Source organism: Streptomyces sp. NPDC006743 (assembly GCF_040703815.1).
Lineage (GTDB): Bacteria > Actinomycetota > Actinomycetes > Streptomycetales > Streptomycetaceae > Streptomyces.
This window is the reverse complement of sequence record NZ_JBEYJA010000057.1, coordinates 19093-43287: the sequence shown is the minus strand read 5'-3', so window position 1 is coordinate 43287 and position 24195 is coordinate 19093. Positions and strand designations below refer to the sequence as shown.

Annotated in this window: 21 protein-coding genes; 12 read left to right on the top strand and 9 right to left on the bottom strand. The window is 71.2% G+C overall.

Annotated features, from left to right (window positions below; genetic code table 11):
- Positions 1–518 precede the first annotated feature (518 nt).
- From ABZ719_RS31950 to ABZ719_RS31935, 4 genes are all read right to left on the bottom strand, one after another.
- Positions 519–692: a hypothetical protein gene (locus tag ABZ719_RS31950; RefSeq protein WP_366728637.1), complete on the bottom strand. Its 174-nt coding sequence runs from the start codon at positions 690–692 to the stop codon at positions 519–521.
- A 566-nt stretch (positions 693–1258) separates the two neighbouring features.
- Entirely contained in the window at positions 1259–1426 is a 168-nt protein-coding gene (locus tag ABZ719_RS31945) for a hypothetical protein (RefSeq protein ID WP_366728636.1), read from the bottom strand.
- A 140-nt stretch (positions 1427–1566) separates the two neighbouring features.
- Positions 1567–1863, bottom strand: coding sequence for a hypothetical protein (locus ABZ719_RS31940; RefSeq protein ID WP_366728635.1), 297 nt, complete (start codon positions 1861–1863; stop codon positions 1567–1569).
- 459 nt (positions 1864–2322) lie between these two features.
- Positions 2323–2922 carry a TetR/AcrR family transcriptional regulator gene (locus tag ABZ719_RS31935; RefSeq protein ID WP_366728634.1) on the bottom strand — a complete coding sequence of 200 codons (600 nt, stop codon included), beginning with the start codon at positions 2920–2922 and terminating at the stop codon, positions 2323–2325.
- 118 nt (positions 2923–3040) lie between these two features.
- Between ABZ719_RS31935 and ABZ719_RS31930 the strand changes: the two genes are divergently transcribed.
- The 5 genes from ABZ719_RS31930 to ABZ719_RS31910 all read left to right on the top strand — a co-directional run bounded on the left by ABZ719_RS31930 (position 3041) and on the right by ABZ719_RS31910 (position 8016).
- Positions 3041–3790 (top strand): SDR family oxidoreductase, encoded by a 750-nt coding sequence (locus ABZ719_RS31930; RefSeq protein WP_366728640.1) that lies wholly within the window; start codon positions 3041–3043, stop codon positions 3788–3790.
- 14 nt (positions 3791–3804) lie between these two features.
- Positions 3805–4554, top strand: coding sequence for an SDR family oxidoreductase (locus tag ABZ719_RS31925; RefSeq protein WP_366728633.1), 750 nt, complete (start codon positions 3805–3807; stop codon positions 4552–4554).
- 617 nt (positions 4555–5171) lie between these two features.
- Positions 5172–5750: a TetR/AcrR family transcriptional regulator gene (locus ABZ719_RS31920; protein ID WP_366728632.1), complete on the top strand. Its 579-nt coding sequence runs from the start codon at positions 5172–5174 to the stop codon at positions 5748–5750.
- Between the two features lie 228 nt (positions 5751–5978).
- On the top strand, positions 5979–6860 hold the full coding sequence (locus ABZ719_RS31915; RefSeq protein WP_366728631.1) for an alpha/beta fold hydrolase: 882 nt from the start codon (positions 5979–5981) through the stop codon (positions 6858–6860).
- Between the two features lie 358 nt (positions 6861–7218).
- On the top strand, positions 7219–8016 hold the full coding sequence (locus tag ABZ719_RS31910) for a DUF1963 domain-containing protein (protein ID WP_366728630.1): 798 nt from the start codon (positions 7219–7221) through the stop codon (positions 8014–8016).
- 421 nt (positions 8017–8437) lie between these two features.
- Here ABZ719_RS31910 and ABZ719_RS31905 read toward each other — a convergent pair whose 3' ends face one another.
- Positions 8438–8902, bottom strand: coding sequence for a hypothetical protein (locus ABZ719_RS31905; RefSeq protein ID WP_366728629.1), 465 nt, complete (start codon positions 8900–8902; stop codon positions 8438–8440).
- 523 nt (positions 8903–9425) lie between these two features.
- Here ABZ719_RS31905 and ABZ719_RS31900 point away from each other — a divergent pair.
- Entirely contained in the window at positions 9426–12287 is a 2862-nt protein-coding gene (locus ABZ719_RS31900) for a PKD domain-containing protein (RefSeq protein WP_366728628.1), read from the top strand.
- A gap of 274 nt (positions 12288–12561) precedes the next feature.
- On the opposite strand, the gene ABZ719_RS31895 is transcribed toward ABZ719_RS31900, so the two are convergent.
- The 3 genes from ABZ719_RS31895 to ABZ719_RS31885 form a co-directional block, all read right to left on the bottom strand.
- A complete protein-coding gene (locus ABZ719_RS31895) occupies positions 12562–12981 on the bottom strand; it encodes a hypothetical protein (RefSeq protein ID WP_366728627.1) in 420 nt (139 codons plus the stop codon).
- A gap of 172 nt (positions 12982–13153) precedes the next feature.
- Positions 13154–13312, bottom strand: coding sequence for a hypothetical protein (locus ABZ719_RS31890; protein WP_366728626.1), 159 nt, complete (start codon positions 13310–13312; stop codon positions 13154–13156).
- Between the two features lie 116 nt (positions 13313–13428).
- Entirely contained in the window at positions 13429–14097 is a 669-nt protein-coding gene (locus ABZ719_RS31885) for a Type 1 glutamine amidotransferase-like domain-containing protein (protein WP_366728625.1), read from the bottom strand.
- Between the two features lie 426 nt (positions 14098–14523).
- On the opposite strand from ABZ719_RS31885, the gene ABZ719_RS31880 reads away from it, so the two are divergent.
- From ABZ719_RS31880 to ABZ719_RS31865, 4 genes are all read left to right on the top strand, one after another.
- On the top strand, positions 14524–15390 hold the full coding sequence (locus tag ABZ719_RS31880) for a TIGR04222 domain-containing membrane protein (RefSeq protein WP_366728624.1): 867 nt from the start codon (positions 14524–14526) through the stop codon (positions 15388–15390).
- Positions 15391–15678: 288 nt separating this feature from the next.
- Positions 15679–16458: a hypothetical protein gene (locus tag ABZ719_RS31875; RefSeq protein WP_366728623.1), complete on the top strand. Its 780-nt coding sequence runs from the start codon at positions 15679–15681 to the stop codon at positions 16456–16458.
- On the top strand, positions 16455–18584 hold the full coding sequence (locus ABZ719_RS31870; RefSeq protein ID WP_366728622.1) for a bifunctional serine/threonine-protein kinase/ABC transporter substrate-binding protein: 2130 nt from the start codon (positions 16455–16457) through the stop codon (positions 18582–18584). Before ABZ719_RS31875 ends, ABZ719_RS31870 begins: the two co-directional genes overlap by 4 nt.
- 2 nt (positions 18585–18586) lie before the next feature.
- Positions 18587–20737, top strand: a complete 2151-nt coding sequence (locus ABZ719_RS31865; protein WP_366728639.1) for an ABC transporter substrate-binding protein — start codon at positions 18587–18589, stop codon at positions 20735–20737.
- A gap of 396 nt (positions 20738–21133) precedes the next feature.
- On the opposite strand, the gene ABZ719_RS31860 is transcribed toward ABZ719_RS31865, so the two are convergent.
- A complete protein-coding gene (locus tag ABZ719_RS31860) occupies positions 21134–21895 on the bottom strand; it encodes a helix-turn-helix transcriptional regulator (protein WP_366728621.1) in 762 nt (253 codons plus the stop codon).
- A 61-nt stretch (positions 21896–21956) separates the two neighbouring features.
- Here ABZ719_RS31860 and ABZ719_RS31855 point away from each other — a divergent pair, with 61 nt between their 5' ends.
- Both ABZ719_RS31855 and ABZ719_RS31850 read left to right on the top strand, forming a co-directional pair.
- Positions 21957–22967, top strand: coding sequence for an MFS transporter (locus ABZ719_RS31855; RefSeq protein WP_366728620.1), 1011 nt, complete (start codon positions 21957–21959; stop codon positions 22965–22967).
- A gap of 79 nt (positions 22968–23046) precedes the next feature.
- On the top strand, positions 23047–24195 hold the full coding sequence (locus tag ABZ719_RS31850; RefSeq protein ID WP_366728638.1) for a site-specific integrase: 1149 nt from the start codon (positions 23047–23049) through the stop codon (positions 24193–24195).

Here is a 24195-nt window from a genome sequence, read left to right as displayed (position 1 = left end):
CGCGCGGTCTGCTCCGCAGACACGACGCGCCGCCGCTACGCGGCGGAACAGGAATTGCTCCGAAATTCCAAATTCCGGCTCCGCCGGAATGCCTGGCCAACTCCGTTGGCCAGGGCCCGAATTCGCTCCGCGATTCGGGAAAGGGATTCGCTCCGCGAATCCCTCGGGCTGGCTGCAAGCGGGGGCGACGCTCTCCTGACAGCTCATTCTTGACAGGCCGTCACTTACGAGTGATTCCACTGAGTCGTTCTAGTTCGGTCTCTCTGCTCGAATAGAGATCAACTTAATATCCGTAAGTTCGCCATGCAAGAACGTAAGGAAGAAAAAACCCTTCGGATTTTCTGAGAAAATCCCCTCCTCTGGGATCGCCTCTTACGGTCCGCCGCTCCGCCCGGGCGCAGTCGAGGCCGGCCAACCAGCCCGTTCTTGTCCGAGCTTCTGTACGCCCGGCTCAGGCTCCAATCAACCGCCCCTAGTATGGCGTCTGGCACTCTGTCAGAGACGTGGGGTAAGCACCGTCAGCTCGCAGGCTCGGGGACAAGGCTGTGCCGCAGGAAGACGCAGGACTCCCAGACTCGCCAGAGCCGGACGGTCCAGGACTTCTCCAGCTTGCCCTTCTGGCAGGCCAGCACCAGGCCGGAGCGCCCGGGTACCAGGTGGGCCCACCTGCTGTAGAGCCTTTTCAAGGTCACCGTGTGCAGCTCGACTGAGCAAAACCACCACGGGCCGGATGCGCCAGAGTTGGGTGAAGATGAGTTCCTCTGCGTCTGCCAGACGCCGCGGACACGGTCGCCTGGAGTGCATGCGCGGACCCACGCGTCGTGCCTGCTCCGGACGGCGGTGGACCGGTTTCCAGGCGGCCGGATACGTCCCACGATGCCTTCGCATTCTCTTTCTCCAGGACCGAAAAGGCCCGGGAGACACATGCTGTTCACTGAAACGCGTCCGGGCACAGTCACAGAAATAATCACATTCAGGTGAAGACCTCGACTAGGTTTCCTTCAATTAGTGCTCGGGCTCGGGCTCGGACACCACGACCCCCTACTTCCGCTGCCCCTTTCACTAGCGATCCTGCGCCCTCGACTGCCTTCTCTGGAAGAAATACACCCGAATATCGCTGACGACGGTGGTGGAGGGCCGGGGTACGGGTGCCGAGGCGGAACTTCCCGCCGCCCAAGCCCGGATCGCCTCGGCGGCGCAGTCGGCGAGGTCCTCCCTCGGGCGTCGGCTCGTGCGGAGGACCGGAGTTGACGCCGGATCAGCGTCTGCGGGGCCATGTGCTCCCGATTCCCGCAACGTGCAGGGCAAGGGCGGTCAGGCCGAGGAGCATGACGTTGACTGACGAGAACGTCTGATTGGTGCTGATGTCAGCCGCGTTGATGAGGAACGCGATGAAGAACAGCACTGCCGCGACTATGCCGAGCATGACAAGCCCCTCTCCGAAGGAAGTGAAGTCCGTATGCCCGGGTGCCGTCCCCGTAGACGCGGACGGCACCCGGAAACCGCACACGCCCGCCCCGGGCGAAGCTCGACGGCTTGGGCGAGTTGGGGGCGGCGAGTCCTCAATCAGGCGGGGACGTGGTGCGTGTTCGCCGCCGTCCTGCGCGGGGCGGCGTGGTGCGCGGGGCGGCCCGTCGCGGGAACGGGCAGACGCCGCAGGGACAATCCCGCGGTGACGAGGAGGCCGATGAAGACGGCCAGGAGGAGGGCGCACACCCACATCTGGCGGCTCCCGGGGATCTGCCAGGCCGTCCAGGCCAGGGACGCCGCCCACAGCAGCGCGCCCCCGGCGTAGAAGGAGCGGACGCGGTGCAACTGCCGCACGGCCCGCAGGAACTGGATACGTTCGGTCTTCGGTGCCATGCCGGGCCGTGTACCCCGAAGAACCACATTGGTGCGGCTCGGTGCTGCTCGGCCACGAACAGGGCTACGGCATCTGCTTCTTCCTGGGCGTCGGCGAGGACTCGGCTCCCGTGGCTACCACGTGATGATTCCGGAGTACCGTGATCACGGCGCCCAGGAAGAGGTGCCCGACAACGAGCACATCGCTCGGGACGCCGGTGCAGTCCTCGCCGGACTCAAGCGCCGGGCGTCAGTCGTGTCTTCCTCGGTGGGGCATCGGGCGGCGGCGCCCCGGTGGTGGTCGCCGGCGCCGAGGGCCGCTTGCCGGTGGCAGGGCTGCTCGTCATGTCCTCTGCGACCGCGTTGCGGCGGCGACGGCAGGGGCCCCGTCCGCCACGGCGCGAGAGGTTCGGCCGGAGCTGTGCCCTGGCAGGGCCGCCACGAGGCGCTGCCTCGGGGCGGCTCCCGTGAACCGGGTCCTCATGCCCGCAGTCCGTCCAGCGCCGTGTCGATCGCTGCCAGGGCCGCCGTCCTGTCGAGCCCTGCCCTCGACACGAGCGAGAGGCCCTGGACGATGTAGAGGAGGAGTTGTGCCTGGGACTCGGGGGAGCCGGTGTCCGTGACTTCTCCGGCGGCCTGTGCGCGGCGGAGCGCGTCGGCGACGATGTCGGTGAACCGGCGGTACGAGCGGGTGACGATCTCCGTGGCTTCGCCGTCCTGGGGGACGAGTTCGGCGGTCGTGTTGCCGACCAGGCAGCCCTGGGGCACGCCCACGTCGGAGATCAGTTCGTCCAGTCTGGCGGGGTGGGTGAGGATCTCCCGCAGGGCGGGCAGGAAAGGGCTGGTGTCGAGCGCGGCGATCAGGTGCCGCTCGTACACCTCCCAGTAGAGCCTGACGGCTTCGAGGTAGAAGCGGCGCTTGTCGCCGAATGCGCCGTACAGGCTGCCTCGCTCGACCGCCAGTGCGTCGACCAGGTCCTGGATCGACGTCGCCCCGTATCCCCGGGACCAGAAGAGTTCGAGTGCGCGCTCCAGCGTCCGTTCCTTGTCGAACTCGCGGGGGCGTCCGGTTCGTGCCACACCGCAGATACTACGACTTCTTGACTCGGCGTTCAAGAAGTCGTAGCTTCCGTTGCGACACTTCTTGAACGGCTGCACAGAAGTCGGTCGCTCGCCGGCCGGCACGAAGGGCGTAGCAATGGAATTCGCAGGCAAGACAGCTCTCGTCACCGGATCCGGTGCGATCGGCGGACTCGGGCGCGCCACGGCCGAGGTACTGGCCGCGGGCGGCGCCGACCTGATCCTGACCGGCACCGATCCGCAGCGCGGCGCGCAGGTGGTGGAAGACCTCCGCGCAGCCGGTGGCGGCTCCGCCGGGGCGGTGCGTTTCATCGCCGCTGATCTGTCCGACCCGGCCGGCGTGCGGCAGCTGGCCGAAGACGCCGGCCCGGTCGACATCCTGATCAACAACGCGAGCGTGATGACGTTCTCCCCGACCACCGGGCAGGACCTCGTGAGCTACGAGGCCGCCTTCGCGGTCAATGTGCGGGCGCCCTTCCTGCTCACGGCCCTGCTCGCGGAGAAGATGGCCGCGAGCGGCGGCGGCAGCATCGTCAACGTCAGCTCCACCGCGGCCGGCCTCGGCATGCCGGGGATGGCCGTCTACGGCGCCACCAAGGCGGCGCTCGAATCGCTCACCCGCACCTGGGCTGCGGAATTCGCCGGCTCCAACGTGCGGGTCAACGCCGTCGCTCCGGGCCCGATGCGCACCTCGAAGGTGGTCGCGGCGATGGGCCCGGACATGGGTGGCATGGGTCTGACCACCGCACTCAAGCGCACCTCCGACCCGGCCGAGGTGGCGCATGTGATCGCCTTCCTCGCCAGTGACCGGGCCAGTTACATGACCGGCGCGGTCGTGGCCGCCGACGGTGGCCGCACCGCTATCTGAAGAGGGACAGGACAATGGACCGTCTTGCAGGAAAGCACGCACTGATCACTGGAGGGACGAGCGGCATCGGCCTGGAAACGGCCCGCGAATTCCTCGCCGAGGGAGCGACCGTCGCCATCACCGGCCGCTCGCGGGAAAAGCTGGACGAGGCGGCCCGGGTGCTGGGCGGCCCGCTGCTGACCATCGCCAGTGACGCCGGCGACGTACCCGACCAGGCGGCGCTCGCGGCGCGCCTGCGGGAGGAGTGGCCGAAGCTCGACATCCTGATGAGCAACGCCGCCGACGTCACCCACCTCCCCATCGAGGCATGGACCGAGGAGGCGTTCGACAGGCTCGTCGCGACCAATCTGAAGGCGCCGTTCTTCCTGATCAGGGACCTCCTGCCGATCTTCTCGCCGCAGTCCTCGGTCATTCTCGTCGGCTCGGTCTCCGCGTACATCGGACACGACAACGCGACGGTCTACGGCGCGGCCAAGGCGGGGCTGCTCTCGTACACGCGAGGGCTGACCCATGAGCTGAAGGACCGGGGCATCCGCGTCAACGGACTGAGCCCGGGCCCGACGATCACCAATGCGTTCGCGTCCCTCGGCCCCGAGCGTCAGGCCGCCCTGTACGAGGAACTCCGGCAGACCGTGCCCTTGCATCGCCTGGGAACCGCCACCGAGCTGGCGAAAGCGGCGGTCTACCTCGCCTCGGACGAATCCGCCTACACCGCGGGGACCGTGCTGCGCGTCGACGGAGGCATCGGGCAGCTCGCGTACTAGGTTCCGTCTCCGGGTTTCCGGCGCAGCGGTGAACCACGGCAGGCGTGGGCGTCCGCCCTCGCTGAGCAGGTTGTAGCAGTCAGGACGGACAGGTCGGGTCCCCCCGGACCCGGCAGACGCCATGGGCGGACCCCCGACCTACCCGGCAAGGTCACGACAGCGGGAGTGACCGAATCCGCCGACACCAGGAATGCGCGGAGCCGACGCCGGAAACTGTGTGCCCCTGTGAATCGCGATCACGCAGACCGAGCAGGGATTCCGTGAAGGTCGCCGACTCGCGCCGCTCTTCAGGGGCGTCATCAGCCCGTCCGCAAGGACGAGGCGATCTGCCACCGCGACGGTCGCACTGCGGCTGAGGTTGCACGGGCTCCGGCAGACCAGGCCGCCCCGCCGGACGCGACCGGTAAAGGGACACACCACCGGTGCACCCCCGCCGCCCGCAACTGCCGGGGGTGCACCCGACGGAATGATCCCGATGATGTCCGCACCGCGGTACATCCCGTCCGAGGCGAAGAGCGGGGGGGCCACACCGGCGGTCCGCCTGCTCCCGGACCGTCGGTGTGCGGGACGCCACCACGTTTCTTGAACGCTAGATCCAGATACGCTACGATGAAGCCATGGCGAGAACCCGGGAATTCGACACCGAGGCGGCGGTCAGCCGCGCCATGAACCTGTTCTGGGTGCGCGGCTACGAGGCCACTTCGGTACGTGACCTGACCCAGGAACTGGGGATCGGGCAGGGCTCCTTGTACGCCGCGTTCGGCGACAAGGAGGGCCTGTACCGGGCGGCCCTGGAGCATTACCGCACCACTCTCGCGGCGGACGCCCTGCGCAGCCTGAAGGAGGGGGCCGACACCCGGTCGGCCATTCGCGGGATGCTGCTCGGCCGGATCCGGCTCGGCGCGGAAGGCGGCGGCAGGGGCTGCCTTGCCGTCAACGCCGCCTGCGAGCGTCTGCCGCAGGACCCGTCGGTCAGGCGCGTCGTGCGGGACATGCAGGACGCCAGCCGCGACGCGCTCGCCGAGGTGCTGCGGGTCGCGATGGAGCGGGGCGAGATCGCGGCGCGACAGGACCCGTACACACTGGCCGGATTCCTCGTCACGTTCCTCAACGGACTTCTGGTCTCCTCCAAGATCACCCCGGAGGTCCGCACTCTCGAACCCCTCGTGGAGGTCGCCCTGGCCGCCCTCGGCTGATTTTTTCACGCCCGCAAACTGTATCGTCCGATCCATAAAAGGCGGCGAGCCCCTGCAGTCCTGCGACGCCTGTCCCCGGCAATCACCGGAAGAACGCCCGCCGTTCCACGGCCTGCCCGGGCAGCCTCGGGGCCGCCGGGCCCCTTTCCGCCCGATGACTCTCGTCGGGTCTCCACAGACCACTGCTCTGCACACCCCTCGCGATCTGCAACCGAAAGGCAGGCGAACATGATCCTCGACCACCAGGGAACGCCCGTCCGTACGGGTCGAGCCGCCGTCAACGGCACGAGTCTGCACTACCGCACAGCCGGGTCAGGCCCCGCGGTGGTGCTCCTGCACGGTGTGCCCAAGACCAGCTACCACTGGCGCCACCTCGTCCCGGCACTGACTCCGCGCTACACCGTCGTCGTGCCCGACCTCCGCGGTCTGGGCGACTCCGCCCGGCCGTCGGACGGCTACGACAGCGCGACGATGAGCGACGACATCGCCGCCCTGATGGCCCACCTCGGGCACGAGACGTACGCCGTGGTCGGTGAGGACTGGGGAGCGGTGATCGGCTACCAGCTCGCCGCCCGCCACCGCGACCACGTCACCGCCCTCGTGTTCGCCGAGGCTCTGTTCCCCGGCTTCGGTTTCGAGGACCACACGGCTCTCACGCCCGAGAACGTCTCCAGCGGCATGCACCTGTGGCACCTGGGCTTCTACTTCCAGCCCGACGTTCCCGAGATGCTGATCACCGGGCACGAGCGCGAACTCATCACCTACATGATCAAGAACGAGCGCAGTCACCCCGACACCGCCACCCCCGACGCGATCGACGAATACGTGCGCTGCTACTCCATGCCCGGCGGCATCCGCGCGATGCTCTCCATCTACCGGGCGATGCTCGTCGACGCCGAACAGAACCGGCAGGCCGCACAGAAGAAGCTGGACATCCCCGTCCTGGCGCTCGGCGGGTCCGCGTTCATCGGCGACCGCAACGAGTCCCAGATGCGGCTCATGGCCCACGATGTCACCGGACACGTCTTCGACGCGGGCCACGACCTGGCGGAGGAAGTCCCTGAAGAGATGGCCGCGGTCGTCCTTCCGTTCCTGGCCGCGCATCTGTGACCAGGCCGGCGGACTGAAGCGGCCCGCAGGCCGGGGAACCTCCTGGCAGAGCAGGCCGGCCCGGACCCGCTTCGCCAGGAGGCCCATGGCTCGGGACGCCGTGGCGCGTCGGCAGCCCGGGACGCATACCGGTACAGAGATGCGTCCCGGGTGTGCAGGTGCGCGGCGACCCCCAAGCCCCTTGCTCTCAGGCCCTCTTCGGGGCGTCGTCGGCCTGCGGCGCTTTCGGAGCAGGGCGCCCTGACACCCGGAACACGAGCTCAGGACGCGGGGCCAGGCCGGTTGCGCGGGCCGTGGTGAACCGCTGCCGCGGCTGCGGTCCCCCTGCGGTGTCCTACGTCCTGGCTAGGGTGTGGCTGTGATCGATGACTGGAACACCGACAGAGTGCATCGCTTCCGCGCCGAGGCCGCGTCCCGTGGGCTGCCGGCGGAGGAGGCCGAGGAGTGGATACGGGCCGCCGTGCCGGGCACGTTCTTCACACAGGGCGGTGACGGACCGCTCGCGGCGCGGACGGGTGGTGATCCGGTACTCCCGGAAGACGCCCCGGACCCGTGCCACCCCCTGATCGCCCGCGTCGACTGCGCGCTGATACCCCAGGGCGCCACGGGACTCCCCCTGCCGTCAGCCGGCCACCTGCTGTTCTTCGCCGACCTGGAGCTGGGCCTGCATGGCCCGACGAGTGACGCGGTGTGCCACGTCCCGGCCGGGACACCGGCGGCCGTCCGGCGCGTGGACACCGGGTACGGGCCGTTCGAGTCGCAGGACATGCGCACGATGTGGCACCACTTGGCCCCGCCGATGCCGGAGAGCTTCGCGGAGGCCAGGTGGGACGCCCCCGACGACGAGGAGTACGAACTCGCCGAGGAGCTGCAGAGCGCCTGGACAGACGTGGGGGGCTCCTGGCCGACCTGGACGTTCGCACTCGGTGCCCACCCTGTCGTCCTCAACGACGACCCTCTTCTCCTCGCCAGGGACGAGGAGTCGGAGACCGGCGCCGCTGCGGCGGACACCGACGACTGGGTCCTGCTGGCCACCTGGCGTGGCGGTGAGCAGGACCGCGAGCTGGACTCGTGCGTCGTCAGCTGGATGATCCGTCGTCAGGACCTGGCGTCCCTGCGCTTCGATCGCGTGTACTGTCACGTCGACAGGGCGTGACGCCCCGCCCTGCCCGCAGCCGTCGGCCCCACACGCGGTCGAAGTGACGCCGAGGCGCGGGGCGGGACCGGGGGGTGTGACCTCCTGCCCCGTGCCGGGGACGCGGTGCGGCAGACCTGTGCCGGGACGGTGCTCAGGTCACGAAAGCGGGCGGGGCGCCTCTACTTCGCCGTACGGCTGTGTTCCCGTCCGGGCGTGTTGCCGGTGCTGAGTGCTGTCGGCGGGGTGACCCCGGTCGGCCGGGGCGGCGCCATCCGACGCCCCCCGGTGCTCGGCCCGGGAGTACGCCCTGGACGTCGCGGAGAACCCGGTGACGATCCTGTGCACCCGGCGCGAGGCGGGCAGGAGGTCACACCGCTGCTGTGCGGCTTCGACCCCACCGGAGAGGAGACGGACTGTTCCTGCGCGCAGGCCGGAAGGCCTACTCGTCGAGCGAGCGGACTGCCTCCGGGCGGGCGGTGTGGTCGGGGTGGCCTCTCGTGCGGCGCTTCTCCTTCAGCTCCGCCTCGTACAAGTGGGGCTTGCCCGCCACCAGCTCCTGCCGCGCCTGGGCCTCCACGTCCTTGAACGGCTGGTAGTAGGTGGCGTCGTAGGCCTCGATGATCTGGAACGTCCAGTGTCCGGGGATGACGTTGCGACCCAGGATGTCCCGTTCCACCCGCTCCGCCCATCGGTGCCGGCCGGCCTCCCGCAGCAGCGCCACAGCGCGGTCCAGCGCGAAGTCGGCGCCTCCCGTGAGCTGGTGGAAGGAGTAGAGGTGCCCGCGGGCGCGTTCGGTCGTCTCCAGCGCCTCCGACAACGCCCCCAGGGCGTGGACCAGGGTGTCCGACACACCCGGCGGGCGCTGGTGCGCACCGTCGGGGCCGTCAACGTGCTGAGTGCTCATACCTGACCTCTCCCCCAGTCGGCGGACCGCGCACCAGCGGTCGGCTCCCGGGCAGGGGGATTCCACCCGCGCGGCGCACATGTCCCGTGCACCGCGACGGCAGGTACGGGGCAGCAGTAGTGAAGACTCCTCCGGGCAGCGCGCTGGTGGTGCGGGTGAGCGCCGAGCCGGGCGTGGACGTCGAGGGGAGCCCGCTCTCGCCGCGGGAATTGCTCACTGCGGAGGAAGCGGTCGGCTTGCCGTGCAACTCCCGGTGGAACCGGGCGGCTTGAGCAAGGAAAGGTCGGATCGTGGCCGTTCCTTTAGCGTGGGACTGCGATCATGAGGGCTGCGCACAGCTCCTGGGCCGAACCGTCCGGGACCGGCAGGCCGTGCCGGCGACCGGCAGCCTGCTCCGGCCACGTCAGCGCCTCACGAGTGGTAGGTCGATGACCCGCGCATCAGGCCCCGGTGCCGTCATCCGCACCGCCGATCCTTCCCTGGAGCTCATATGCGAAGACCTCGCCCCGCATCCGGTGTGTCCGTGGCCGTTCTCGTCGTGGCGGGGGTGGTGAGCGGCTGGGGAACCGGTGCGGCGGCGGCTGAGCCGAGCCCGGCCGGGACGCTGTATGTGAATCACGACGGGGTGTGCAGCGACACGGCGGCGGGCTCGGCCAGCCTGCCCTTCTGCACGGTGCAGGCAGCGGCGGACGCGGTGGTGCCGGGGCAGACGGTTCGTCTCCAGTCGCCGGACGGCCTTCCCTACGTCGAGTCCGTGACCCTGACTCGGTCCGGCACCAAGGACGCCCCCATCACGTTCACCGGGGCCGCCCTCGTCCCCGGCGGCTCGCAGGCCGTCCTCACGCCGAAGGGATCCACGCCGGCGCTGACCCTCGAAGCGGTACACGACGTGCGCATCCAGTCGCTGGGGATCGGCGATCCGGGCACGGACGCGGTAGCGGTGACGGGCTCCACGGGCGTCAGTCTCGACCGGTTGTCGTTCCGTCGCCCGGTGCCGTCGGCCGAGGGCACCGGGACCGCGGTCAGTGTGGACGGCGCCTCCTCGGACGTGACTGTGTCACGCAACTGGATTCCGGCCGGGTACGCCTACGGCGTGCGGGCGCAGTCAGGAGCCTCGCGGGTCACCGTGACCACCAACGTGGTGACCGAGCCGCGGTGGGGCGGGATCGTGCTGACGGGAACGTCCGGCGCCGCCGTGACGAGCAACACGGTCGCCGCCCGGTGCGCCACCGGGATCTCGCTGGAAGGCGCGAGCTCGGGGACCGTGGAGAACAACGTGGTCACCACTGCGGCGGCGATGCAGACCGACAGTTGCCCGGCGCCCACGGCTCCGCTCTACTCCGTGTCCGCCGCCTCCGCTGACCAGGTCACCGGCGACTACAACGTGGCGGCGAACGGTGTGGGTGCCTCCGCCCGGCCGCGGCCCGAGTACGCGTGGGCCGGCACCCCCTTCACCACCGCCGTGTCACTGCACGACGCGACCGGGCAGGGCGCCCACGACATCGACGGGCTCAACGTGCCCACCGGCACGGCGCCGCCCGAGCACTCCGCGCTCATCGACTCCGCCGACGCCGACGCACCGGGTGAGCTCACCACCGACGTCGACGGCGCCCCGGTCGTGGACGACCCCCTCGTCTCCGACACCGGCAGAGGCAGCGGCACCGGCCCGACGGCTCATCCCGACCGAGGCGCCGTCGAGCGGCAGGACTCCATCACCGTCCCCGGCGACGACATGCCGTCGCCGTCTAGGGGTGTCGCGCCGTTCGTCACCTCGCTGAAGACCGACGACGCCACCACTTCGTGGGGGAAGTCCATCGCGACGTACTCGGTCGACTTCGGGGACGGGAGCGCCCCGGTGACCCAGGCACCGGGCGCCCCGATCACGCACACCTACACCACGCCGGGCGTGTACGCCCCGTCCATCACGGTGACCGACGCCGACGGCTCGAGCCGCACCGTCCGGTTCACGGCCGTCGACGCGGGTACCGCCACACCACCGGCCGCCTCGCTCTCCGGCGCCCTGGTCACCACTGCCTACGGGCAGGTGGACGCCGGGGACGCGTTGTTCACCGTCGCACAACCGGCGAACGCGTGGGAAGTCGCCCACCGGGTCCTGACGTTCGGTGACGGTGACTCCGAGAGCCTGGCCGACGGCCCCCAGAAGATCGAGCACCAGTATCCGGCAACGGGCTCGTACACCGCCACGCTGACACAGACCGACCTGCTCGGCCGCACCACCACCGCCAAGGTGACGGTGCACGCCGCGGACTCCTTCCTGCCCGTCACCGCGCAGCATGACGCCGAGAGAACGATCCCCGCCCACGGCGTGCTGAAGCTCTCCGCGGCCGCCGTGCACGCCGACTCCGAGGGCGTCGACGCGGTGCGCCTGCAGGTCGTCGCGAGCGGTGCCAAGGCGAGGGGCACCCTCACTCTCTACACCGACGGCACCACCCGGCCGGGCACCTCCACCGTCGGCTTCGAGCCCGGCCGGACGGTCTCCAACGAGGCCACGGTGAAGGTCGCTCCCACCGGTGCGATCGACCTCTACAACGGCAGTTCCGGCCCGGTGACCGTCAACGTCGCAACGCTCGGCCTCCAGTCGCACGCGCAGTTCGGCCGTACCTACCATCCCGCCGCGCCGGTGCGTCTGCTCGACACCCGCGGCTCCACCGGCGGCCACACCGGGGCGGTCGCCGGCGGCCACTCGGTCGCCCTGACCGTCTCGGGCGCCCACGGCGTCCCGGCCGACGCGAACGCCGTGGTGCTCAACGTGGTGGCGACCGCCACCAAGGGCTCCGGCAGCGTCACCGCCTCCCCCGCCGGCACCGTCGACTCCGGTGTGAGCGGCCCGTACTGGACCACGGGGCAGACCGCGTCCGCACAGATCGTCGTCCCCATGGTCCCGCTGATCGACGGCAAGGTCGTGCTCCGCAACAACAGCAAGTCCTCGGCGCACCTCGTCGCGGACGTGGTCGGCTGGTACGGCCCCACCACGAGCGGGGCGACGTTCCAGCCGGTCGGGCCGGTCCGGATCCTCAGCACCCGTACGGGGAGCGGCGGGAAGACCGCCAAGCTCGGCGCTCACGCCACGCTCAGACTCAAGGTCACCGGCGCCCACGGGGTACCGGTGAACGCGGTGAGCGCGGTCGACCTCAATCTCACGGTGCCCTCGCCGGCCGGCAGCGGCTACCTCGTCGCCTACGCCGACGGCACCACCCGACCGGACGTGCACTCGGCCGACTACAGCAGCGGACATCCGGCGGCCGGCGCCGCGCTGGTCAAGGTGGGCGCGGACGGCGAGATCGACCTGTACAACGCCGGTTCCACCGCCGTCGACGTCGACATCGATCTCCTCGGTGACTACGGCCTCAACACCGTGGGCTGACCGCACAGCACGCCGTCGAGTCCACCCACGGATGCCCCGGAGAACTCCGGGGCATCCGGCGTCTCACGTTCTCCCGCCGGTCGGGGAATCGGGGACGGCCTCTTCGAGGGACACCCCCGGCGGTCGCGGGGATCACACGGCCCCGCTGGGGTCCGGGACGGCGGGTCTTCGTCGCCCGCTTGCCGCTGGCCGGGCTCTCGCCGACGTCGTCGCCGTCACCGAGCGGCACCCGCAGAGCGCCGCCATCAACGCCCGTCGGGCACCCGCTTGGCCGTCAGGACGGATAGCTGATCACCGCCTTGCCGGAGAACGACCCCTTGTCGTCGATTTTACTGAAGGTGAAGTAGTACTCGCCGTCGTAGGGGGCGTCGAACCTGGCCCGCTGTCCGTCTTCGCACCGGATGGTGGCGTCGCTGAGTCTCGTGTCCCGGCCCCAGCGCGACCGCGAGAACAGCGCATGGAAGTGGTCACTGCTGGAGAACATGGTGCTCCGCCTGCACTTGGCCAGTGTGAGGGTGACGGGCCCCCGCTTCTGCTTCCAGGTCCGGGTCTCCATCCGGTACTGGAAATCGTAGGACCGCGTGACGGTCGCCGCTTCGGCCGGCACCACCTGCGCGAGGGTGTAGCCGGCCGCGCAGAGGACCGCGGTACTCAGCCGAAGAAGCCGCCGAACGGTCGAGGTGCTCACAGCCATGTCTGCCTCCCGACATCCGGTAGGTCACCGGAATCGCGTAGTACGCGCAGGTCCGTCGCTCAGCGCGTCGCTTCTGGCACCGCACTGTGCTGGACCTCGCACCCGCACCCTGGGCGCCACGCTCGCGAGTCAGTGGATCGAGTGAGCGGAGTGTCGGAGTTGACGCCCCGTCTCACCGTCCGCTGTGCGGCAGCTTCTTGAAGACCTGGACCATCTCCTCCCGGCCGAGCGGGCTCGGCGCCAAGGAGAACCCGCTCCCCGCCGGCCGCTGGGTGGCTGATGTCTTGATCCGCGTCATCACCGACTCCCTGGCCGCAGTCGAGAAGCGCATGGGCCGCGGCCCTTCTCGGGCTGTTCCGGAGCGTTGCACTGCAACTGGCCTCGTACGGACCCGTGATGCGCCAATGGAGACCGAAGTGCCCTGCCCGGCTCCCCACCGCGCGTGAGTCAGGGATGGAACCGCCACCGGCCCTCGGAAACGACATCCACCTCGCCGTCCCTGACGCGCACGGCCGTCTCGTCGTCGATGAAGTAGATCGGGAAGTCCGCCCGCGCGGCGATGCGATCAGCCCAGGCGTCGTCCCGCTCGGGGAAATCCGGTGAGTACAGGTGAGGCTTGAGGTACCAGTCGAAGAGGCTGAACGGGGGCTCCACGGTCGTCGCGCCGAGCACGTGGAGGTCCGTGGTGTCTCCGATGACGTCGGCGGAGTGTCCGGTGAGGTGACGGCTGAAGATCATCGACCCGGCGCTGAACCCCACATAGACCCGGCTCTCCAGTGCCTCCAGGAAGCCGTCGGCCAGGCTGTTGCCGGTGATGCTGCGTGCGAGGTGGTAATGGCTGCCGCCGCCGGCATAGATGACGTCGGCGTGCAGCAGCCGGTCGAGCACCATCCGCCGGGGCAGGCCGTTCAGTTCCAGGACGTCGAACTCCCGCCAGCCGAGGCCGTGCAACCGGTTCATGTCCGCGAGGAACCACCCGTGGTCTCCGGGCTCGGCGACCGACGCCGTGGGGATGTACACGACGTTCGCCGATGCGAAGGGCTTGCCCAGCATGTCCCGCAGCGCATCGCGCTGCGACTCGTTGCGCAGACCACTCGCCGTCAACAGAAAGTTCATCGGGCGAGCCAAACACGACTCACGCGCCCGCAACAAATCCAGGATCCATCCACACGGTCACGGTGATGGCATGGGCGCATCGGGGACAGGCAATCGCGGCGTGGCGGCCGTTCCGGGGTGGACTGCAGGTAGGTCGCGAACACGCTGAGGGGCCGGCCCGGTCACCGTGTGGCGGCCGGGCCGTCTCTTCGCCGTAGCGGGTGTGAACCGGACGCGGGCAGGCCCGCACGACGACGCAGAGGACCTGGCTCTCCGCCCCGGGCTCCGCACCGCGCGGGCGTACGCAATCCGGAGCGCCGCGCACCCCGGCACCCGGCTCACCCACCGCGGCGCGGGAACCACTCGGACGCCCGTCGACGTCGTGTTCCACGCCATTGCCCGCACCCATCGCCCGACGGCGCTCCGACACCGTTCAAGGAGGCATCGATGAACGCCCCCTGGGGTTTCACCGGCCCCCAGTTCCTCGGCCTGTACGCCGCCGGTTTCGCGGTCGCCGTGCTGCTCGGCGTGGCCGTACGGCGGGCAGTCCGCCGCTTCTCCTCCGCCACGGACACCAGCTTCGTACCGGACGTCTACACCATCGCCTGGATCGTCGGCGGGGCGCGCCAGGTGGTGAGCACCGCCATCTTCGCCCTCGTCCAGCGCGGCCATCTGCGCAGGGCCCAGGACGGCACCCTCATCTTCTGCAACAGCGTCCCCGACGAACCGGTGCAGCGGGCCGTCCTGGAGGCCGCGCGGACCAGGGAGGCCACCACCGCCACGCTGGTGCACGAGGCCGCCGGGCAGCTGCCGGAGATCCGCCGGGTCGGGGACGCCGCGCGCAGGCTCGGTCTGCTGCCCAGCCGCACACGCCGTCTGGCCGGGCGGCTGGCCGGACTGCCGATGCTGGTGCTGATCGGGGTCGGCATCGCCCGGGTGGTGAACGGCGTCCACCTGGGCCGCCCGGTGGGCTGGCTGGTGACCTTCCTGCTGGTCTCCCTCGTGGTGGCGGCGGTCTTCGTCTGCACACCGCCCCGGATCACCCCCGCGGGCTGGTACGCGGTACGCAACTCCGGAGGGTCGCGCCGCCCGGTGCCCTGGGGACCGGCCGCCGACGGTCCGAAGGTGCCGGCCTCGGTGGTCGCCATAGCCATGACGGGCTGGATCAACCTCCCCGATCCGACACTCCGCTCGTCCCTTTTCAGCGGCTTCTCCTCCTCGTCCTCCTCGTCCTCGTCGTCCTCCGGAGGCGGCTGGGGCGGCAGCAGCTGCGGTGGCGGGTGCGGTGGCGGCGGAGGAGGGTGCGGCGGATGACGGCGGCCCGGCTGGGTCTCGGCATCGTCCGGGGTCCAGGCGGGCGTCGGGGACGATTCTCGTGGGACCGCGCCTGTCCCCCGCCGCCCGCGCTCACGGAGCCGCCGGGTGACGCACCGGCGCACTTCGGACAACGTCACCTGGGACCGCAACCACCCAGCGAGCACGGCGAGTTGACCGTGGTCCCCTAGACTCGCTGCGGTCGCACACTGGCACGGACGCATGGTGAGTGGGGGCTTCATGAGGTACGCGGCGACGCGCTGTCGCACAAGGCGGGGACACGCCGCGGTGCTGACCGCGTGCGGGGTACTGCTCGCGGGCTGTTCCGGCTCGAGCGACGGCGCGCACCCGGCCGGCCCGAGCGCCTCCTCCCCCGCCGTGACCTCACCGGCCGGACGGCGCGGGACGGGTGAGGCCCCCGTGCGCTTCACGGTCGACCCCACGCGCGTCCCCACCACCCCGTCCGCCGCCCTCGATCTGGTCCGCGCCGTCACCGCGGGCCCGGACAGCTATGGTCCCGGCTACGTCAAGCGCCGCCCGTACGAGAGCGACCCGGCCGCCTGGCCCGTCCTCGGCACCGACTGCGTCTGGCGGCAGGAGTCCCTGCCGGGCGACGTCCTGGCCACCTTCACCCGCCACAGCCGGCTGCCCGCGGCGGGCGCGAAGGGCGAGGTCCGCGCCGCCGCCACCGTCACCCTGCACCGCACCGCCGCGCAGGCCGACCAGGAGATGGCCGAGACGCTGGAGGAGGCGCTGCGCTGCCCCGACCAGCAACTGCGTGCCACCGAGCGGATCAGCGGCCTGAATTCGATGGGCTCGGGCTACGGCACGAACGGCAACACCTCGGCCGACGACTACCTGATCGAGATGGGCACGTACGACGATCCGGCGCTCGGCAAGGGGTCGACGTACTACATCTGGAACCAGGTCCGGCTCGGTCCGGTGACGATCGCCGTCGTCGTCGAGGGCGGCAAGGGCTTCGGCCAGGGCGACCTGCTGACCGTCCAGGCACGGGCGGTGGCCGGGATGGAGACCGAGGTACGCACCGCACTGGGGGTCCGGAAGTGACCGACCGCTCCCTGCGCCCCTTCGACCCGTCGTTCGTCGGCGGCCACCGCCTGCTCGCCCGGCTGGGCGAGGGCGGCATGGGCGTCGTCTACCTCGGCCGCACGGAGTCGGGCGCGCTCGCCGCCGTCAAGGTGATCCAAGCCGAGTACGCGCACGACGAGGCGTTCCGCGCCCGCTTCCGCCGCGAGGCCGACGCCGCGCGACGCGTGGACAGCCCGTGGGTGGTCAAGGTCACCGGCGCCGGCCCCGACGCCGAACAGCCCTGGCTGGCCACCGCTTTCGAGCCCGGCCCCTCCCTCGCCGACGCGGTCGGCCGGCACGGCCCGCTGCCCGCGCGGACGGTACGGCTGCTCGGCAAGATGCTGGCCCGCGCGCTCGCCGCCGTGCACGACGCCGGTCTGGTGCACCGGGACGTCAAACCGGGCAACATCCTGCTCGCCGCCGACGGCCCCCGCCTCATCGACTTCGGGATCGCCCGCTCGCCGGACGACACCGCGATCACAGCCGCGGACCTCGTCGTCGGCACCCCCGGCTTCCTGTCCCCGGAGCAGGCCACGGCCGGCGGCGAACGCCTCGGGCCCGCGAGCGACGTCTTCTCGCTGGGATGCGTGCTGGCCTACGCGGCGACCGGCCGGCCGCCCTTCGGCGGGGGCAGCGTCGACGCCCTGCTCTACCGCGCCGTCCACGACAGCCCCGACCTCGACGGCGTGGACGAGGAGATGGCGGCCGTCCTGCTGCGCTGTCTGGCCAAGGACCCCGCCGACCGGCCCACCGCGGCCGAACTGGACGCCGCCCTGGTGGAGGACGCGCCTTCGGGCACCGCCGAGTGGCTGCCCGCCGGCATCGTGCGCATGGTCGCCGAACGGTCGGCCGCGATGCTGGCCCTGCCCGAGATCGAGGCCACGCTCGCCGAGGCACCGCCCGGGGCCGTACCGTCGCGCCGCAGGTTCCTCGCCGTCGCCTCCGGCGGTGCCGCCGTGCTCGCCGCGGGCGGGGGTGTGGCCGCCTGGGCCGCCCGCCGCCGCGACGGCGGCACCGGGAAGAAGCAGGCCGCCCCGCCCGGTTGGGCGCTCGGTGTGCAGGCCGACCTCAGCGGTGCCGGCCGGGCGGCCGGGCAGGCCCAGGAGCAGGGGGCACGGCTCGCGGTGGAGGAGTTCAACGCCCGCCGCGACAAACCGTTCACGCTCAAGCTGAAGACCTCGGACGACGCGGGCCTGGCCGGCCGTGCCGCCGCCGCGGCCCAGCGGCTCGTGGACGACCCGGACGTGCTGGCCGTGCTCGGATCGAGCACCGACGAGACGACCCAGGCCGCACTGCCCGTATACGACACGGCCCTGCTGCCCCTGATCAGCATGTCCGCCGGGCAGAACCTGTACCAGAACGTCCGCTCCTTCGTCCGTGGCCGTCCCCTGCACGGCACCGTCGCCATGAAGCTGGCCTTCCACCTGGAAGCGACCAGTGCGGCCGCCCCCGTCGGTATCCTGCTGGACCGTACCGCCGGTGACGTGTCCTGGCAGACCGTCCAGATGGTCAACCTCATCGTCCGGAAGTACGGCGACGCCACCCACCCCCGCGTCGTCCCCGCGGGCACGGCCGACTTCGGGCCCGTCCTGGACGACATGCGCGGCGCCGGCATCAGGGCGTTCGTCTACGCGGGGCCGTTGGAGGGGGCGATCCGGGCGGCCGAGGGGCTGGCCGGCTTCGACGGGCCGAAGTACGCGGCCGAACCCGCGCTCGATCCCCGGTTCGCCGCCGAGGAGAGCGCGGCGGGCTGGACGGTCGTGGCCGGGGCGATCGGGCCCGGCGCGGCTCAGGTCCGCTCTTTCGCCCAGGCGTTCCGCAAGCGGTACGGCCGCCCGCCCGGATTCTGGGCGGCCGAGGGCTACGACGCGGCGAACCTGCTGATACGGCAGCTCACCGCCACCAAGGGCAGGCGCCCGGCGCGCAAGGCGCTGGTCGCTCCGCTGAAGAACGCGACGTACCAGGGCATCACCCGCGACTTCGCCTTCGACCCGGAGCTCCTCCAGCTCAGCACCCCCGCCAGCTTCGTCCACCAGGTACGCGACGGTGCCTTCCACTACCTGGGACCCGCCCCGGACAGAGCGCCACAGCCGAAGGGCAAGTGACGGTGCGTCCGCTCACCGCGCAGGACCCGGAGTCGGTCGGCGGGTACCGCCTGCTCGCGCGGATCGGCGCGGGCGGCATGGGCGTCGTCTACCTCGCCCGTTCCGAGGGCGGTGCCCTGGCCGCCCTGAAGGTGATCCGCGCCGAACACGCCGCCGATCCGGGGTTCCGGGCCCGTTTCCGCCGCGAGGCGCAGGCCGCCGCGCGGGTCGACGGCCGTTGGACCGCGCCCGTCACGGCCGCCGACCCGGAGGCGGCCGAACCCTGGATCGCGACCGCCTTCGTCCCCGGGCCCTCGCTCGCCGAGACCGTCGCAGAGCACGGGCCGCTGCCCCCGGACACGGTACGGGCGCTGGGTGCGCGGCTCGCCGAGGCGCTCGCGGCCGTCCACGCGGCCGGACTGGTGCACCGCGACATCAAGCCGGGCAATGTGCTGCTCGCCCTCGACGGGCCCCGCCTCATCGATTTCGGCATCGCCCGCGCCGGCGGAGCCACCGCCCTGACCGCGACCGACGTGGTGATCGGGACGCCCGGCTATCTCTCGCCGGAACAGGCCCGCGCCCGCGACGAGGAGGTGGGCCCGCCCAGCGACGTGTTCTCCCTGGGCTGCGTCCTCGCCTACGCGGCGTCCGGCCGGCCGCCCTTCGGCGGCGGAACGGCGCCCGCCGTGATCTTCCGCACCGTCCACGAGGACCCCCGCCTCGACGGCATCACGGAGGACGGCCTGCGGAACCTGGTCGCCCGCTGTCTCGCCAAGGACCCGGCCGCCCGTCCGACCGTGGCGCAACTGCGCACGGAGCTCGGTGACTTCGGCAGCGACGACTGGCTGCCGGCCCGGCTGCCCGCGGTGATCGCCGAACGCTCGGCCCAGGTGCTGCACCTGCCCGAGCCCGAGCGGCCCGCGGCGCCCGGGACGCCGGTGGACGAGCCGCCGCCCGCGCCGAGCCGCCGGCGCCTGCTGGGCATCGGCGGCGCGGCTGCGCTCGTACTGACCGCCGGCGGCTCCACGGCCGCCTGGCTGACCGGCCGCGGCGACGGGCCGTCCACCGCCGCCTCCCGCCCACGCCGTACCGTCGCCGTGCAGGCCGACCTCTCCGGTTCCGGCAAGGCGCTCGGTACCTCGGTCGAGCGCGGCGTCCGGCTGGCGGTGGAAGAGTACAACGCGCGCGCGGACCGTCGCTTCGACCTGGTCCTCACGGTCCTCGACGACGCCGGAGACGCCGACCGGGCCGAGGAGGTGGCCCGGCGCCTCGTCGCGGACGGCCGCGTGTGCGCGGTGATCGGCCCCACGTCCGACGCCACGGCCCTCGCGGCCCAGGACCGGTACAAGAAGGCGTTGCTGCCGATGGTGACGGCCTGGGCGGGCTCGGACGCGCTGTACGCCGCCGTGGACACGGCGAATCCCACGTCGTCCGTGTTCCAGCTGCGCCCCTCCGACAGCGCGATCTGCGCGCCCCTGGTCCGCTATCTCACGAGCCTGCGCCCGGCCCGCCGCACCTTTCTCGTCGAGGACCAGGCGGCCGGGGACTACAGCTGGCTGATCGCCCACACCCTGGTGGCGAACCCTCCGTCCCACGGCACGGTCACCCGGCACCAGGTCGCCGCCGGCACCGACGACTTCGGCCCCGCCGTCGGCGCCGCCCTCGCGGCACGCGCACAGGCAGTCGTCTACTGCGGTGACTCCTCGCGGCGCGCCGCCTCCTGCGCACGCGCGCTACGGGCGGCGGGGTTCACCGGCACGCCCGCCGCGACCCAGGCCGTCCTCACACCCGAGTTCCTGCGGGCGGCCGGCGCGGCGGCCGAGGGGTGGGTCTTCTCGGCGACGTTCGTGGACCCGGCCCGTCTGACGCCGGCCGCCCGTTTCGTACGGTCGTTCAAGAAGCGGTACGGCGTCCAGAGCGTCGGCTGGGGCGCGGCCGAGGCCTACGACGCCCTCGGTCTCGTCGCGCACGTCCTCGACACCGTGGGAACGGGCCCTGTGGACTGGAGCAACCTCACCCGACGCCTGCGGACAGTGTCCTACCGGGGCATCACCCGGACGATCACCTTCCGGACCGGCACCGGGGAGGTGGTGGAGGAACCCGGACTGTTCCTGTGGCGGGTGGAGCACGGGACGCCGCTCTTCCTGGGCCAGTACCAGCAGGTGAGGGTCTAGCCAGGCCCTGTCGTCGAATTTCCGCCTGCCCCGCGACGCCTGGCACGCCCTCTCGCCGCACCGGACGAAAGCCCGGGTACGCCCGACGAGGACTTCCGCCGGCGGGTCCGGTCCTGCCGCTCGACATGACGCCCGCGCTGTTCCGGTGACGAGCGAAGGTCCTCGGCGCCCGCTGTCCGGCCCGCACGGTCGCACCCACCAGTGGCACGGCGCTCGCCGTGCTCATGCTGGCCGGAGTGGCTCGACCATGGGCCTGGCGTGGTCGGTGTCCGCAGGCTGCGAGGCATGGTGGTGATTGCTTCGGCGCTTCGGCGGTTCTCCGCCGGGAAGCGGGCCGGATCACTCGCGTCGTCGGTGCGGGTCATCTCGCCACCGGGCGGATGGCGGGTCATCTCGCTACCGGGCAAGTGTCAGACCGAGCGAAGTCGCCAGGCCTTCCGTCCCCTCGGCCGTCACGTGGACCACGCGCGGCGACGCTCCCCAGCGCACCCAGCCCAGCTCGAACAGCCGGGCCGTCAGCCTCGCGCCGAGTCCGTCGGCGAGGTGGTGGCGGTGTTCGCTCCAATCGACGCAGTAGCGCACTGCCGGACGGCGTGGCGGCAGCCGGTCGGTGTCGACACCCAGTTCGCGCAGCTGTGCCCGGCCACTGTCCGTGAGTTCGTAGCTGATGTCGCTGCCGTAGGAGGCGGGCCGGTCGCGCAGGGCTTCGTCGGGGCGGTGGACACCGTCGTACCCGGTCAGCACACCGCGGTCGAGCAGCGCGCCCATCAGGGCGGTGCCGAGTTGTCCGGCCAGGTGGTCGTAGCAGGTGCGGGCGCGGTGCAGGGCGCCCGCGCGGTTGCTCTGTTTCAGTGAGGTGACGGGCAGCGCCGGCGCGATCAGGGCCAGGGCTTCGAGAGCGGCGCAGACGTCCGGACCGGCCAGGCGGTAGGTGCGGTGCCGGCCCTGCCGTTCGACCGTGACGAATCGGCCCTCGACCAGCTTGGCGAGGTGCACGCTGGCGGTGGCGGCGCTGACACCGGCTTCGTCGGCGAGGACACCGGCGGGCAGGGCGCGGCCGTCGGCCAGGCACTTGAGCATCGGGGCCCGCGAGGGGTCCGCGATCAGCGCCGCGGCGCGGGCGATGTCGGTCTGCTGCTTGGGCGGCTCGTCCATCATCGACGCAGCGTACATCGACACTTTTACCTGTGACGAAGTATCCGACTTGCATGCTCTGTCCATGAGAGCAACGCACCTTGCCGCCCGCGGCGGACCGGCCACGAGGGCGGCGGCCGCACGGTCCACCGGCACCCCTCCGTCCACGCTCGTCATGGCTCCGCTGATCGCGCTCAGCCTCGGCTATTTCCTCGTCATGCTCGACGTCACGGCCGTCAACGTGGCCGTCCCCGACATCCGCGCCTCACTCGGCACCGGCGCCACCGCCCTGCAGTGGATCATCGACGGGTACAGCACTCTCTTCGCCGGTCTGCTGCTGCTCGGTGGCGCGCTCGCCGATCGCATGAGCCACCGCAGGACGTTCCTGGCCGGACTCGGCGTCTTCACCGCCGCCTCGCTGGCCTGCGCTCTCGCCGGATCAGCCCTCCCGCTGATCGCCGGCCGGCTCGCCCAGGGCGCCGGTGCGGCACTCCTGGTGCCCGCCTCCCTCGGTCTTCTCCAGGCCACCTTTCCCGATCGCGCGGTGCGTGCCCGCGCCGTCGCCGTCTGGGGCGCGGTCGCCTCGGTGGCCTTCGGCGCCGGACCCGTCGTCGGCGGACTGCTGGTCTCCGTCAGCGGCTGGCGCGCGGTGTTCTGGCTGAACCTTCCCGTCGCCGCCCTCGCGATCACCCTCACCCTGCGGGACCACCCGCCTTCCTCCCCGCCGCGGCACACGGCGACCAGGGCGGACCCGCTCGGCCAGCTCCTCGGTGTCCTGGGCCTCGTCGCACTGGCCGGCGGCCTCAACGAGGCGGGTTCACACGGCTGGACGTCGCCTCTGGTGCTCTGCGCGTTCGGTGTCGGCCTCACCGCCCTGGCAGCTTTCGCCGCCGTGGAACGCACCCTGGAAGCGCGTGTCCCCGCAGGGGGCCGGCGTGCCCCGCTGCTTCCGCCGTCCCTGTTTCACTCCGCTGTCTTCACCCGCACCGAACTGGAGCGCCGACCAGTTCGTTCCGACGCTCGGTGTGGGAGTTGTGGCTGTTCATGCAGGTCGGAGGAACGGGCAGACGCTTCACTCGATCGTGTGGGGATCTGACGATTACTCGCAGATTCCAGGAGTTCTCTCCGTAATTTCCTTCCTTGTGACGGATTCCGGGACTCGCCGCTTCTCGCTCATCACGGGCGGCGACGTAGCTGTGAAAGAGCGGCCTGGCGAGCACGTGCAGCCGGAGCCGGGCCTGGCTGACGTCCTGACGCTCCAGCGGCAGACCGCAGCGACCGCGTCCGTGGAAGCCGAGCGGGCACTCTTCCAGGACTCCCTCGCCGAGTACGTATGGGCCCGGGACGTTGCGGGCCTGTCACCGCGCACGCTGGAGTCGTTGGTCCAGCCGGTGCTGGAGATCTGCTCGTACTACGACGTCATGCCGTGGCACCTGACCTCGCGGCAGCTGGACAAGTACTTCGCGGGGCCGGGTAAGCGGCCGCGGCACACGACGGTCCGGTCGAAGATCAACCGGATCGACCTCTACTACGCCTTCCTGGAACAGCGCTACGCCGGTGAGATCCACCGCCAGTTCGGCGCGGTGGTCGAATCTCCCGTGGACGCGTTCAATCGGCCCGTCCACCGTGGAGACTTCGGACTTCGGATCCCGCCGTCGGCTCGAGCGACGAAGGAGTTCTTCGCCGCGTGGCGAGAGGCGCTGCCGCGGGCGCGGAAGTATCCGGTGGCGGTCCGGAACTACGTGATGTCGAAGCTCACGTACATCTCCGGGGTTCGGGCGGCGGAGCTGTGCGCGGTGCAGCTCGGGGACGTGCACTGGGAGAACGGACAGTGGGGACGGTTCCTGGTCCACGGCAAGGGCGCCGGCGGCTCAGGCCCCCGGGACCGCGAAGCCTTCCTCTTCGAAGAGGGCCGCGCGCTGCTGTGGTGGTACATCGAGGAGGTGCGGGGCGAGTTTCCCGATGACCCCTGCGACCCGCGGGCGCCGCTGTTCCCCTCCGAGCGGCTGGCGAAATCGCTGGCCGGCATGGACGGACTGCTTGCGCCGCCGGTGGTGCCCGACACCTTCCGGCGCGCGCTGAAGATGGCCTCGCGGGAGCATCTGCGGGGCCCGGTCGGCGAGCTCTTTCCGCATCTCCTGCGGCATGCCTGTGCGACCCACAACTATGAGGCCGGGATGCCGTTGTGGGACGTGCAGGTCTTGCTCGGCCATGTCTGGGCCTCCACCACGGTCGGCTATCTCGCGACCGCCAAGGGCGACCCGGAGCGGGCGAGCCTGGAGTCTTCCCGGCGAGCGGTTCGCCGGCTGAGCACGGAGGCGTGA